General features: G+C 61.7%; 10 protein-coding genes. 5 read left to right on the top strand and 5 right to left on the bottom strand.

The window, feature by feature from the left end; translation table 11 throughout:
• Positions 1–28 precede the first annotated feature (28 nt).
• A complete protein-coding gene (locus tag JYP46_RS08505) occupies positions 29–997 on the top strand; it encodes a 2-hydroxyacid dehydrogenase (protein WP_206547839.1) in 969 nt (322 codons plus the stop codon).
• A 76-nt stretch (positions 998–1,073) separates the two neighbouring features.
• Complete coding sequence (locus JYP46_RS08500; RefSeq protein ID WP_206547838.1) at positions 1,074–1,481, top strand: hypothetical protein; 408 nt, start codon at positions 1,074–1,076, stop codon at positions 1,479–1,481.
• A gap of 2 nt (positions 1,482–1,483) precedes the next feature.
• Here the strand turns inward: JYP46_RS08500 and JYP46_RS08495 are convergent, their stop codons facing one another.
• Positions 1,484–2,257 carry a gamma-glutamyl-gamma-aminobutyrate hydrolase family protein gene (locus JYP46_RS08495; protein WP_113152984.1) on the bottom strand — a complete coding sequence of 258 codons (774 nt, stop codon included), beginning with the start codon at positions 2,255–2,257 and terminating at the stop codon, positions 1,484–1,486.
• 269 nt (positions 2,258–2,526) lie between these two features.
• Between JYP46_RS08495 and JYP46_RS08490 the strand changes: the two genes are divergently transcribed.
• Entirely contained in the window at positions 2,527–3,633 is a 1,107-nt protein-coding gene (locus JYP46_RS08490; protein WP_206544218.1) for a TRAP transporter substrate-binding protein, read from the top strand.
• Between the two features lie 73 nt (positions 3,634–3,706).
• On the opposite strand, the gene JYP46_RS08485 is transcribed toward JYP46_RS08490, so the two are convergent.
• Both JYP46_RS08485 and JYP46_RS08480 read right to left on the bottom strand, forming a co-directional pair.
• Complete coding sequence (locus tag JYP46_RS08485) at positions 3,707–5,575, bottom strand: TRAP transporter large permease (protein WP_206547837.1); 1,869 nt, start codon at positions 5,573–5,575, stop codon at positions 3,707–3,709.
• Entirely contained in the window at positions 5,568–6,176 is a 609-nt protein-coding gene (locus tag JYP46_RS08480) for a TRAP transporter small permease subunit (protein ID WP_206547836.1), read from the bottom strand. The genes JYP46_RS08485 and JYP46_RS08480 overlap by 8 nt, the downstream gene beginning before the upstream one ends.
• 433 nt (positions 6,177–6,609) lie before the next feature.
• Between JYP46_RS08480 and JYP46_RS08475 the strand changes: the two genes are divergently transcribed.
• Positions 6,610–7,704 (top strand): TRAP transporter substrate-binding protein, encoded by a 1,095-nt coding sequence (locus JYP46_RS08475; RefSeq protein WP_206547835.1) that lies wholly within the window; start codon positions 6,610–6,612, stop codon positions 7,702–7,704.
• A gap of 128 nt (positions 7,705–7,832) precedes the next feature.
• Here JYP46_RS08475 and JYP46_RS08470 read toward each other — a convergent pair whose 3' ends face one another.
• Together JYP46_RS08470 and JYP46_RS08465 are read right to left on the bottom strand one after the other, a co-directional pair.
• Positions 7,833–9,224 carry a TRAP transporter large permease gene (locus JYP46_RS08470; protein ID WP_113152979.1) on the bottom strand — a complete coding sequence of 464 codons (1,392 nt, stop codon included), beginning with the start codon at positions 9,222–9,224 and terminating at the stop codon, positions 7,833–7,835.
• Positions 9,224–9,796, bottom strand: coding sequence for a TRAP transporter small permease subunit (locus tag JYP46_RS08465; RefSeq protein ID WP_113152978.1), 573 nt, complete (start codon positions 9,794–9,796; stop codon positions 9,224–9,226). The genes JYP46_RS08470 and JYP46_RS08465 overlap by 1 nt, the downstream gene beginning before the upstream one ends.
• Positions 9,797–10,250: 454 nt before the next feature.
• On the opposite strand from JYP46_RS08465, the gene JYP46_RS08460 reads away from it, so the two are divergent.
• Positions 10,251–13,730 carry an indolepyruvate ferredoxin oxidoreductase family protein gene (locus JYP46_RS08460; protein WP_206547834.1) on the top strand — a complete coding sequence of 1,160 codons (3,480 nt, stop codon included), beginning with the start codon at positions 10,251–10,253 and terminating at the stop codon, positions 13,728–13,730.
• Positions 13,731–13,821 lie beyond the last annotated feature (91 nt).

Raw genomic sequence — 13,821 nt, 5'->3', positions numbered from 1 at the left:
TACTGTTGATCTTATTGGGAGAGTGGATTTGTCGGAAACGCAGGGGACCGCCATTCTGGTGCCGGGGCGATTGCACCCGCACGCGCTGGAACGCATTGATGCAGAATTTGAACTCCTGACGCTGGAGCAGGCCGACGCCACTCTGGTCACGGAAGAGATGGCCGCGAAAGTGCGTGGCATTGCTTCAATGACGGTGGTGGACGCCGCCTTTATCGATGCGCTGCCCAATCTTGAGATCATCGCGAATTTCGGCGTGGGTTATGATGCGGTCGATGCCGCGCATGCCGCCCGCAAGGGTGTGATGGTGACTAACACGCCCGACGTGCTGACTGACGAAGTTGCCGACACGGCCGTCGGGCTCCTTCTCAACACGGTGCGCGAGCTGCCGCGCGCCGAAGCATGGCTGCGCGAGGGCCGCTGGGTGCGCGAGGGCGCTTACCCATTCTCGCGCGGGTCGCTTCGCGGGCGCACGGTCGGCATTTTCGGCATGGGCCGCATCGGCCGCGCCATTGCACAGCGTCTTGCAGCCTTTGGCCTGCCGATTGCCTATCACAACCGCCGAGCGGTCGATGATGTGCCCTATGCCTATCACGACACGCTTCTGGGGCTCGCTTCTGCCGTCGATACGCTGATCTGCGTCGCGCCCGGCGGCGAGGAAACCAGCAAGGCCATCAATGAAGCGGTGTTGAAGGCGCTGGGCTCCAATGGTGTTTTCGTGAATATCGGTCGCGGCAGCACGGTTGATGAGGCAGCTCTCATCAGGGCGCTTGAGGATGGCTCGATCTTCGCTGCCGGGCTTGATGTGTTTGAGGATGAGCCCAACGTGCCCGAGGCGCTGCTTGCCGTGGAGAACGCATCCCTGCTGCCGCATGTCGGCTCTGCCTCGGTGGCCACGCGGCAGGGAATGGCCGATCTGGTGGCGGATAATCTCGTCTCCTGGTTCGTCAAAGGGCAGCCGATTACGCCGGTGCCGGAAACGGCTTCCGTCACGCGCTGAAAGGCGCTTCGTTAGCGATTTGTTAACCAGGAAAGCGGAACTTCCGATTCTACTTTGAGTTGGGGGTTCCGCCTATATGAAACTGTTTGTGTCGGGTGCATTGCTGGCCACGCTTTTGGCCTCGGGCGGCTATTTCTCAGATGCGGTTTCGGCCAGGGATGGCTCCGAAACCCCGCTGACGCAGGAAGCGCTTGCAGGAACGAACGCCTCCGAATTCACCCTGATGCGCATCGGTTTTGAAGATGTGTGCAAGGTGCGCCGCGCGGACACATCCGGCGAGGCGCCACTGACCCTCGACAGCGCCTGCGCGCAGCTTGTGCCCGCACTTGCCGGTGCGCGGGTCTGGCAGGAACGCGCCGATGGCACGGTCGCGTTCCTCTCTGCTTCCGGTGAAACGCTGGTCGAGTTCTTCCCCGGCGACGGGGTGACTTATGAGTCCCTGCGACCCAGCTCGCCCCTTCTCAGCCTCTACCGCGAAGACTGAGCCTATTCCGCCGCAATCCGCGCGCTGATGCGGGCGTTTGCGTGCCGGTGAACGGCCTCGCCGAAAGCCTTGAAGATTCGTGCCGACGCATTGTCATTGTGCGCCCAGTATTCGGGGTGCCATTGCACGCCAAGCGCAAATCCCGGCGCATCCTTCACCGAAACGGCTTCAACGGTTCCGTCATCGGCCATGGCTTCCACCTGAAGGCGCGGCGCGACAGTCGATGCCGCCTGCCGGTGCACCGAGTTCACCGCGATCTCTGACGTATCGAACAGTCCCGCCAGGCACCCGCCCGGCGTGATCTTCACCGACTGGCGGATGGCGAAACGCGCATCGAACGCGGCTTCCTCGTCGCCGCGATGGTCGAACGCGCCGTCGCGCTCGTGGACCTCCATGGCCAGCGTTCCGCCAAGCGCCACGTTGAGCTCCTGAATGCCGCGGCAGATCGCCAGAAGCGGCACACCCTTTTCGATGGCCCGGCGAATGAGCGGCAGTGTCGTCGCATCGCGCGCATGGTCGTAGGGGCCGTTCTCGTCCGTGGCGTCTCCGCCATAGAGCGCCGGATAGACGTTGGATGCCGATCCCGTCACCAGCACGCCGTTGACCGTCTCGAGCAGGCTGTCGAGGTCGTATTTGTCGCCGAGCGAGGGCACGAGAACCGGCAGCACGCCGGCGGTCGAGATCGCCGCGTCAAGATAGGGCTGCGGCGTTGCGTGCCAGGTGTATTTCTCAAGATCCTTTGCGTCCGTCGTGACGGCGATGAGGGGCGTGGGCATTTGAAATTCCGTAGGTTGGCGGCTCTGTGTGTTGAAGCCGAATGTAGAGATTGCTGAAGCGTTTCCAAAGGGGGCGTTTGAGGCTTTTCTTGGGTCTTCGACATTGGTCGTAAACGGGGGGCTCGGCGCTGGACTTAAAAACCCCTGCGTGCATTGATGCGCAAGGCTTTCGGCGCTCAAGAAAAGCAAACATATGGAGCGACGAAACCATAAACGGGTCGAAGTGCATGCGTGCTTCGGCAGACGGTTCCAGAATGGGAGGAAAACATATGGACCGCAGAACCTTCATCAAGAAGGCGGGCATGGCCGGCACAGGTGTCGCTGCCGCTTCAGCCCTGGCAACGCCGGCAATCGCCCAGTCAATGCCAAAGATCACCTGGCGCTGCACCTCGTCTTTTCCCAAGGCGCTCGACACGATTTACGGCGCAGCCGAGACCATGGCCGATTTCGTGAAAGGCGCGACGGACGGGAATTTCGAAATTCAGGTGTTTGCCGCCGGCGAGATCGTGCCCGGTCTGCAGGCAGCCGATGCAGCCGCCACCGGAACGGTCGAGATGGCGCACACGGCCTCCTATTATTACTGGGGCAAGGACCCGACATACGCGCTCGGCACCGCCATCCCTTTCGGCCTCAATTACCGTCAGCAGAATGCCTGGTTCTATTATGGCGACGGCAACACGCTGATGAACGAGTTCTACAATGAGCAGGGTCTCCATGCCCTGCCATGCGGCAACACCGGCGCACAGATGGGCGGCTGGTTCCGCAAGGAGATCAACACGGTCGAGGACCTCAAGGGCCTCAAGATGCGCATTGGCGGCATGGGCGGCAAGATCATCGAGAAACTCGGTGTCGTTCCCCAGCAGATCGCCGGCGGCGACATCTATCCGGCGCTGGAGAAGGGCACGATCGACGCGACGGAGTGGGTCGGCCCCTATGACGATCAGAAGCTCGGCTTCAACAAGGTCGCCCAGTATTATTACTATCCCGGCTGGTGGGAAGGCGGTCCGGTTCTCCACGCCATGTTCAACAAGCAGAAGTGGGACGAACTGCCGGACGCCTACAAGACCGTTGTCGATGCGGCCTGTCGCGCGGCCAATGCCGACATGATGGCGCGCTACGATTACAAGAACCCGGCAGCCCTGCGTCAGCTGGTGGCGGATGGCGCGCAGCTGCGGCCGTTCAGCCAGGAAATCCTGGAAGCCTGCTACAACGCCGCGATGGACACCTATGGCGAGATCAACGGCTCGAACGCGACCTTCAAGAAGATCTACGACAATCAGCAGGCCTTCAAGAAGGACGCCTATCTGTGGGCGCAGCTTTCCGAGTACACGTTCGATACCTTCATGATGATCCAGCAGCGGGCCGGCAAGCTCTAGCCTTCTGATTGGATGCAGACAGTGAAAACCCCGAAGCGGTCGCTCCGGGGTTTTCTTTTGGCTGTCGGTTCGGTCAGTCGAAGCTTGGCGGCTGGCTGAGATCCGGGGTCGCCGGCTTCTGCTCCTGCTCCTGCTCCTGCTCCTGCGGTGCGGCTTCCGGCGCATCGGCGGGTGCACCGATCGGGGGCAGGCCGCCAAGGCCCGGCAATTGCAGCCCGTTGTTCTGCGCGCCGCCATCGCTGCCGCCGGACTGGCCGGGTGGCGCGCCGAAGGGCGAACTGCCGAGCCCGCCGGGCAGCCCAAATCCGGGTCCGCCATCATTGCCGCTGCCGAAGGAGGGAATGTTGATCTCCACCTCGCTGGGATTGACCGTGCTTTCCTTCTTGTAGTGGGTCACGAGGCCGGGGAAGCTGATCACAAGGATGATCATCAGGAACTGGATGATGATGAACGGGATCGCCCCCTTGTAGATCTCCGTCGTCTTCACCGCCGGCAATATCCGCCCGGACACCTCGTCCTTCCACTCCTTCATCGGCGCAATGGAGCGCAGATAGAAGAGCGAGAAGCCGAAGGGCGGCGTCAGGAACGATGTCTGGAGATTGATGCCGAGGATGACGCCGAACCAGATCAGGTCGATGCCCAGCGTTTCCGCTGCCGGCACCAGAAGCGGCACCATGATGAAGGCGATCTCGAAGAAGTCGAGGAAGCAGCCGAGAATGAACACGATCACCGTGACGGTGAGCAGGAAGCCGATCTCGCCGCCAGGCAGCGCCAGAAGAAGCTCCTCGATCCAGACATTGCCGTTGATGCCGTAGAAGGTCAGGCCGAAGACGCGCGCGCCGATCAGGATGAACATGACGAATGCCGAGAGCTTCGTCGTTGCGTCGAGAGCCTGTTTGAGAACGGTGAAGGTGAGCCTTCTTTTGACGATGGCGAGGAGCAGCGCCCCGGCGGCCCCCATCGCGCCGCCCTCGGTCGGCGTGGCGATGCCCAGGAAGATGGTGCCGAGCACGAGGAAGATCAGCGCCAGCGGCGGGATCAGCACGATCACCACCTGTTCGGCCAGCCGCGAGAGGATGTTCAGTTTGAGATAGCGATTGGCGAGGCTGAACAGCAGCGCGAAGATCGTCGCCGTGGTGGCCGCCCAGACGAGCCGCACCTCGCCGCGCATTTCGGCGAAGACGGTGTGATAGGTGGCGAAATAGATCGCCACGGATGCGGCGATCAGAAGGATGAGAGACATGACGCCGCCGCCGAGCTTGCGGGTCTCCGGCGGCAGTGCAGGCGCCCATTCCGGCTTGAAGATGGTGACCGCGAAAACCAGCAGGCAATAGGCCGCGATGATGACCAGTGCCGGCAGTAACGCGCCCACATACATGTCGCCGACCGAACGGCCGAGCTGATCGGCCATGACGATCAGCACCAGCGACGGCGGCACGATCTGCGCCAGCGTTCCGGACGCCGCAATGGTGCCGGTCGCAAAGCCGCGATTGTAATTGTAGCGCATCATGATCGGCAGCGAGATCAGCCCCATCGCGATCACCGATGCGGCGACCACGCCGGTCGTCGCCGCCAGAAGCGCGCCGACCAGAACCGCCGCATAGGCAAGCCCGCCGCGCACCGGCCCGAAGAGCTGGCCGATCGTGTCGAGCAGGTCTTCGGCCATGCGCGAACGTTCGAGAATCAGCCCCATGAAGGTGAAGAACGGGATCGCCAGCAGCGTGTCATTGTACATGATCCCGTAAATGCGCTCGGGATGCGATTGCAGGAGCGGCCAGAAGAGGCGGATCTCGCTCGAAATGTGCGAGAGCTCGACACCGATGACGAAGAACAGCAGACCGCCCGCGGCCAGCGTGAACGCAACCGGGTAGCCGATCAGCAGCATCGCCATGACGGTGACGAACATGATGGGCGCGAGGTTGTGGGCGATAAAATCAATCATCGCGCTTTTCCTCCATCTCGATGGCGGCTTCCGCTGCCGGGTGGAGTTCATGCTGCGGATTTGGCTCGTCGATCATGCCGCTCAGAACCGCACAGCGCTTGATGATTTCGGAAACCGCCTGCGCGGTCAGAAGCACGAAGCCGGCGAGCACCATGAATTTCGCCGGCCAGATGATCAGTCCGCTCGCATTGGCCGAAATCTCGCCCGACACGAAGGAGCGCTGAAACCATGGCCAGCTCAGCCAGACGATCAGCGTGACGAAGGGCAGCAGAAAGAAGATGTGGCAGAACAGGTCTATCCAGTCGCGCGTGCGCTTGGAAAACAGGCTCGAGACGATATCGATGCGGATGTGTTCATTGCGCTGCAGCGTGTAGGCGGACGCCAGCAGGAACACGGTTCCGTAGAGATACCACTGAAGTTCCAGAAGACTGTTGGAGGCGCGGGGAATCGGCAGATAGGCGGGCAGCCCGTCGCCGAGAAAGCGCACGATGGCGTTGTAGGCGGAGACCAGCACCGCGAACAGGATGAGCCAGGAAACCTGTTTCCCGATGAAACGATTAATAGCGTCTATGAGGCGCGAAAGGCCAAGGAGCCCCGCCATGCTTTCCTCCCAGCAATGTGTTCCCCCCGGATCGTTTTTTTATGATTCTCGGGTGTTTGCTTTGTGTTGCATATGCAGCGTGGCTTCAAGTGAGCCAAAAGTCGACATTGCGCGGGCCGCCCTGGGGGTGCGTGGACGTTTTCCTGTTGAAAATGAGGGGTAAGGGGGCGTTTTGAGGCGTTTGGGGAGGATTCAGCCGGGTTCGAAAAGGGGTATTTTCTTTGAAAGCCGGCTTTCTCTGCGGTTTTTCGCTGGCTAGAGGCACTCACAAAATTTCATCGGGCCAGATTCCGTTCGCGCTAGACACCCACGCGGCTGCGTGTATTGATAACAGTTCGGAACGGGATGATTGTGTTTACACGCGTCACTGTTCAGTAGAAGAGGCCGTTTAACGGCCATTTTTTTCGCTTTTTGAATACTTGGGAGGTATTTCATGGATCGTCGTTCATTTCTCCGGAAGGCCAGCCTTGCCGGCGCCGGCGCAGGCGCTGCAGCACTGGCCACGCCGGCGATTGCGCAGGGCAACCAGACCTGGCGCATGGTTACGACCTGGCCGAAGAATTTTCCGGGACTGGGTGTTGGCGCGCAGCGTCTCGCCGACCGCATTACCGCCGCATCCGACGGTCGCCTGACCGTACAGGTTTACTCCGCCGGTGAACTCGTGCCGCCGCTTCAGTCGCTCGACGCCGTCATTGACGGTTCGGCCGAGATGAGCCACGGCGCGGCCTATTACTGGCAGAACAAGAGCCCCGCGCTCTCCTTCTTCACCGGCGTTCCCTATGGCATGACCTCGCGCGAGATGGCTGCCTGGGTGCGTTACATGGGCGGTCAGGAAATCTGGGATGAGATTTACGATCAGTTCGGCGTTCAGGGCTTCCTGTCGGGCGACACCGGCACGCAGGCCGGCGGCTGGTTCCGCGATGAGCTTACGGGTCTCGATTCCGTAAAGGGTCTGCGCTTCCGCACCCCCGGCCTCGGTGGCCGCGTGTGGGAGAAGCTTGGCGCAACGGTCACCAACATGGCCGCCGGCGAAATCTTCCAGGCGCTGCAGTCCGGCACGCTGGACGCCGCCGAGTTCGTCGGTCCCTACAACGATCTGGCGCTGGGCTTCTATCAGGTTGCCAAGAACTACTACTTCCCGAGCTTCGTGGAGCCGGGTCTGGCAACCGAGCTGGTGGTCAACAAGGCGAAGTATCAGGAACTGCCGTCCGACCTTCAGGCAATCGTCCGCGACGTCTGCCAGGCCGAGTACGACCAGGTGGCTTCGGACTTCTATGCCAACGATCCGCGCGCGCTGAAGACGCTCGTCGAAGAGCATGGCGTGAATGTGCGTCAGTTCCCCGATGATATCATCGAGGCCGGTGCGGTGGCTGCTGCCGAGATCATGGGCGAGCTGCGCGATTCCGGTGATGCGCTCACCAAGAAGACGACCGAGAGCTTCATCGAGTCGCTCAACATCCTGCGCACCCGCACCGAAGGCACGGATGGTCCCTTCATCGAGGCGCGCAAGAAGTACTTCTCGATCTGACCGGTTTCGGCTGAAATGAAAAAGCCCGGGCATTGACCCGGGCTTTTTTGTTGCCGTCAGACTGTCGCCTCTCGAGCGGCAGTCCTTGCATGCGGCAGCCGGAGGAGATCAGCCGGTTGCCGGACGCCTTAATTGTAGATCGCCCTTGGCAGCCATGTCGCGATCTCCGGGAACATGAACATGATCGCGATTGCGAGCACCTGCAGTCCCACGAAGGGCAGCACGCCCTTGTAGATCATTGATGTCTTCACATTGGGCGGTGCGACGCCGCGCAGATAGAACAGCGCAAAGCCGAAGGGCGGTGTCAGGAAGCTCGTCTGCAGGTTCACGCCCACCAGAACGCCGAGCCACACTGGGTCCACGTCGAGAGCCAGCAGGATCGGTGCGGTGATCGGGATCACGATGAAGATGATCTCGAACGTATCCAGGATGAAGCCCAGAAGGAACATGATCAGCATCACCACGGCCACGGCCGCCAGCGTGCCGCCCGGCAGGTTGGCGAGGAACTCGTGCACCAGATTGTCGCCGCCCATCAGGCGGAAGACGATGGAGAACACCGACGCGCCGAACAGGATGATGAACACCATGCAGGTGATGGAGGCCGTGGCGATGGCCGTCTCGCGCAGAACCGCGAAGGAAAGCCGCCAGCGGAGCCCCGCCAGCACCATTGCGCCCACCGCGCCCACGGAAGCGGCCTCTGTCGGCGTTGCGATGCCGCCCAGAATGGAGCCCAGAACGGCCATGATCAGAAGCAGCGGCGGCACCAGCGCCACCGCGACTTCGCCAAGCAGCTCTTTCTTCTCTTCAGGCGGCACCGGCGTTGCCGGGCAGGAGGCGGGATCGAAGATGGCCTTGAAGATCGTCCAGCCGAGATAGAGCGCCACCAGCATGACGCCGGGCAGAAGCGCGCCGGCGAACAGATCGCCGACGGAGACGGGCACCGGGGCGAAATTGCCCTTGGCCATCTGCACCTGCGCGTTGATGCCCGAAAGCATGTCGCCCATGAAGATGAGAACGGTGGATGGCGGGATGATCTGGCCGAGCGTGCCCGACGCGCAGATGACGCCGGTCGCCAGCTTTGGATCGTAATTCGCGCGCAGCATGGCCGGCAGCGAAATCAGGCCCATCGTGACGACCGTTGCGCCCACCACGCCGGTGGAAGCGGCAAGAAGCGCGCCGACAATGATGACCGACATGCCAAGGCCGCCGCGCAGATTGCCGAACAGCTTGCCCATCGTAAGCAGCAATTGCTCGGCGATCTTGGAGCGTTCGAGCATCACGCCCATGAAGATGAAGAGCGGCACGGCCACCAGCACTTCATTGGTCATGTAGCCGATATAGCGGTTGGCCAGACTGCCGAAATTGGACGGGTCGAACACGCCGAACCACATGCCGACAAGGCCGAACATGAGCGATACGCCGGCCAGCGTGAAAGCCACCGGGAAGCCCAGGAGCAGAAAGCCGATAATGCCGAAGAACATGAGCCCCGAAAGGAGCTCGCCAATAAGAACCGGATCCATCAGACGCTTGCCTCCGGCTGCTCTTCTTCATCGTTGGTGTAACGGAGTTTCGGGGGCAGGAGGTCTTCTGCGTCATTGAGGACGAGAATGGACCGCAGCGCCATGGCGATGCCCTGCAACGCCAAAAGCACCGCGAAAGCAAGGATGAACCCCTTGAGTATGAAAAGCCCCGGCATGCCGCCCACATTGGCGGACGCTTCGCCCAGCCGCCATGAGCGGCTGACAAAGCTCCAGCCGTAATAGACGACGATCCAGCAGAAAGGCAGCAGGAACAGGAACACGCCGATCAGATCGACCACCGCCTTCCGCCTTGTGCTGGCGGGCCGGTAGAAGATGTCGACGCGGACATGGTCGTTTCTCAACAGCGCAAAGCCGGCCACCGCCGTGAACATTGCGCCGTTCAGCCAGATGTAGAGATCCTGCATCCACACGAAACTGACGGAGAAGACATAACGCTGCACCACGACGGTGAAGCAGACCAGAACGATGGCCAGCGAAAGCCAGGAAAAGACGTTTCCGATAAAGGCGTTCAATCCGCTTATGGCGCGGACGAGAGAAGCGATTGCGCGCACGGGGTCACAAACCTCCGCCGTTTGCGCGCACGGCGAGTTGCGCGGTGTGATCTGCCATATGGGCCCTCTTGCATTTCCCCTTTGGTTGGGCGGCAGTTGTTCCCTGTCCTGCCCTTCCTGCCCGTAAAACGGGTATCGAGTGATTAGCAGCTTTGTTGCGGCTGCAAAAGTAATGGCGCAAGAAAAGTCGCCTTTTTGCGCTGCCCACCTAAATTAATGGATGTGGCTGTTGCACTCGCCGCACGGAACGGGAGAAGTGTAAGTGCGGCGCCGTTAGATTCGTTCGTCACACGCGTTGCAGGGCTAATAAAATGTCCTTTCAAATCGCTGCTTTGCTGCGGTGTTGCGCATTGTGGCCCGAGCGGCAAATTCGTTTGACGGGATGCCGGCCGAATACAAAACTACCCTTGCGGAAACGTTTCCAACACGTGGTCCGCGGAGGAGGAAATAATTCATGACGCTTCATGATGTTGCGCTCGACGACAAGTATGATCTGACCAAGGAACGCATCTTCGTTTCCGGCGCGCAGGCGGTTGTCCGCATGCTCCTGATGCAGCGCGAGCGTGATCGACGCGCAGGGCTCAACACGGCAGGCTTCGTTTCCGGCTATCGCGGATCGCCCATCGGCGGTCTCGATCTCCAGCTGTGGAAGGCCAAGAAGCAGCTTGAAGCGTCCAATGTGATTTTTCAGCCGGGCCTCAATGAGGAACTGGCCGCCACCGCCTGCTGGGGTTCGCAGCAGACCGAGCTTCTGGGCGAGGGCAAATATGACGGCGTTTTCGGCGTCTGGTACGGCAAGGGGCCGGGCGTCGACCGGTCCGGCGACGTGTTCCGCCACGCCAACCAGGCCGGTTCCTCCAAGCATGGCGGCGTTCTGGCGCTGATGGGCGACGACCACACGGCCGAGTCCTCCACCGTCGCCAACGCCAGCGAATTCGCCTTCGTGGATGCGATGATCCCCATCCTGAACCCGGCCGGGGTTCAGGAGCTCATCGATTACGGGCTCTACGGCTACGCGCTTTCCCGTTTCGCCGGCACCTGGACGGCGATCAAATGCGTGAAGGACAACATCGAGTCCACTGCAGCCGTGGATGTCTCGCTTGAACGGCTGAACATCGTTCGCCCGGAATTCGACATGCCGCCCGGCGGGCTGAACATCCGCAACGAGATCAACATGCTCGGCCAGGAGGCGCGGCTTTACGATTACAAGCGCGCTGCCGCCGCCGCCTTCGTGCAGGCCAACAACCTCAACCGCATCATCTATTCCGGCGGTTCGAAGGCGAAGATCGGCATTGTCACGCTCGGCAAGAGCTATCTCGATACGCGTCAGGCGCTCGACGATCTGGGCATTGACGAGGCGCGCGCCAACCAGCTTGGCATCCGTCTCTTCAAGGTGGCCTGTCCCTGGCCGTTCGACGTGGAGCATATGCGCGACTTCGCGCGCGGTCTCGACATGGTCATCGTCGTTGAGGAGAAACGCTCGCTCATCGAGGTGCAGCTGCGCGAAAACCTGTACGGCACGGCCAACCAGCCGGAGATCATCGGCAAGGTGAACGAGAGGGGCGAGCGCCTGTTTGCGCCCACTGCGGCACTCGATCCCAACGAGATCGCCATCGCCATCGGCGAGCGCATCTTGCGGGTAATCGGCCCGTCCGAAGAGATCGCGGCGCATGTGTCGCGCCTGCGCCAGTTTCAGGCGATGCTTGCCGACACCAAGGATGTCTCCGGTCGCGCACCCTATTTTTGTTCCGGCTGCCCGCACAACACTTCCACCAATGTGCCCGAGGGCTCCATCGCCGGCGGCGGCATTGGCTGCCACTTCATGGCCACCTGGATGGACCGCTCGAACATCGGCTTCACCGCCATGGGCGGGGAGGGCGCGCAGTTCATCGGGCAGGCTCCCTTCTCGAAACGCGAGCACTTCTTCCAGAATCTGGGTGACGGCACCTACAATCATTCCGGCTCCATGGCGATCCGCTTCGCCATCGCGTCCGGTGCGAACATCACCTACAAGATTCTTTACAATGACGCCGTGGCCATGACCGGCGGCCAGCCGCATGAGGGCGGTCTCACCGTCGACATGATTGCCGATCAGGTGCGCGCCGAAGGCGTGGAACGCATCGCCGTGGTCAGCGACGAGCCGGAAAAATATGCCGGCGTGGTGGCGTTCCCGCAGGGCACGACCATCAACCACCGCGACGATCTCGATCAGGTGCAGCGCGATCTGCGCGAGGTGAAGGGCGTTTCGGTCCTGCTTTACGATCAGACCTGCGCCGCCGAAAAACGCCGCCGGCGCAAGCGCGGCACGTTCCCCGATCCCGACAAGCGCGTGTTCATCAATGAGCTGGTCTGCGAGGGCTGTGGCGATTGCGGCGTCAAGTCGAACTGCGTTTCGGTGCAGCCGCAGGAAACCGAATTCGGCCGCAAGCGCCGCATCGACCAGTCCAGCTGCAACAAGGATTTCTCCTGCGTCAACGGCTTCTGCCCCTCCTTCGTCACCGTTCACGGGGCGAAGCTGAAGAAGGCGAAGGGCGTCACCGGTGCGAACGATCCGCTGGAAGGTGTGCCGGAGCCTGCGCTTTACCAGATGGAGCGCGGCTGGTCGGCCGTGGTGGATGGCATCGGCGGCACCGGCGTCGTCACCATCGGCGCAATCCTCGGCATGGCCGCGCATCTGGAAGGCAAGGGCGCTGGCATCATCGACATGGCCGGCCTTGCGCAGAAGGGCGGGGCGGTGTTCACGCATCTGCGTATCGCGCCGACGCCTGAAGACATTTACGCCATCCGCGTTTCCGCAGGTGAGGCCGATCTGGTTCTGGGCTGCGATCTCGTCGTTTCCGGCGCGAAGAAGGTTCTGGCGTCCGCACGCCACGGGCACACGCTGTTCATGGCCAACACGGCGGAAGTCATGCCGGGCGATTTCGCCCGCTCCGCTGATTTCTTGCTGCCCATCGAACGGCTGAAACAGGCCATTCGCGCTGCGGCAGGCGAGGAGAAGGCGCATTTCTTCGACGCCACGCGCACGGCCAGCGTGCTGTTTGGCAATTCCGTCGGCGCAAACATGTTCATGCTCGGCATGGCCTATCAGTACGGCGGGTTACCCGTATCGGCGGAAGCCATCGAGAAGGCCATCGAACTCAACGGGCAGGCCGTCTCCATGAATGTCTCGGCCTTCCGCTGGGGCCGCCGCGCCGCGCATGATCCCGAGCATGTGCGCCGGCTTGTCGCCAAATCGTCCAATGGCAATGTGCGCCAGCCGCTGTCGAAGACGCTGGACGAGGTCATCGAGCGGCGGGCGACCTTCCTCACCGGCTATCAGAACGCGGCCTATGCGGAACGCTATCGCGCCCGCATCGCCCGTCTGCGCGCCGCAGAGGAAAAGGCGTTACCGGGTTCGACGGCTGTGACGGAAGCTGCCGCCCGCAACCTCTTCAAGCTCATGGCCATCAAGGATGAGTACGAGGTTGCCCGGCTCTATACGGATGGCGCTTTCAAGCGTCAGCTCGCTGCCGAGTTCGAGAGCTACGACCATCTGGAGTTCCATCTGGCTCCGCCGATCCTTGGTCGTCACGACGCGCAGGGCCATCCCAGGAAGTCGGCTTTCGGTCCGTGGATGATGACCGCTTTCCGCCTGCTTGCGGGCCTGAAGGGCCTGCGCGGAACCGCTCTGGATTTCTTCGGTCGCACCGAAGAGCGCCGCATGGAGCGCAGGCTGCTTGCCGAGTATGAAGGCGATCTGGATCGCATCGAGGCGCTTCTGTCGCCCGAGCGTGCTGAGGCCGCTGTTGCTCTGGCTTCGGTGCCTTCTCTCATTCGCGGTTTCGGCTACATCAAGGAAGGCAACGCCGAAAAGGCTGCCGGCGAGCGGGCGCGGCTCAGGCAGCGTCTTGAGGATGGCGATGAGCCGGGGACGCTTCTGAAGGCTGCGGAATAGCTGGATTTTGCCGGCTGGCATGGTGAAAAGCCGGATAAACTTTTCTTAATGCTGTTGTGTCACAAATGGGCCCGTCAATCGGGCTCATGCA

The sequence above is a fragment of the Nitratireductor aquimarinus genome, from assembly GCF_017255295.1.
Lineage (GTDB): Bacteria > Pseudomonadota > Alphaproteobacteria > Rhizobiales > Rhizobiaceae > Nitratireductor > Nitratireductor aquimarinus.
This window is presented reverse-complemented; position numbering and strand designations above follow the sequence as displayed.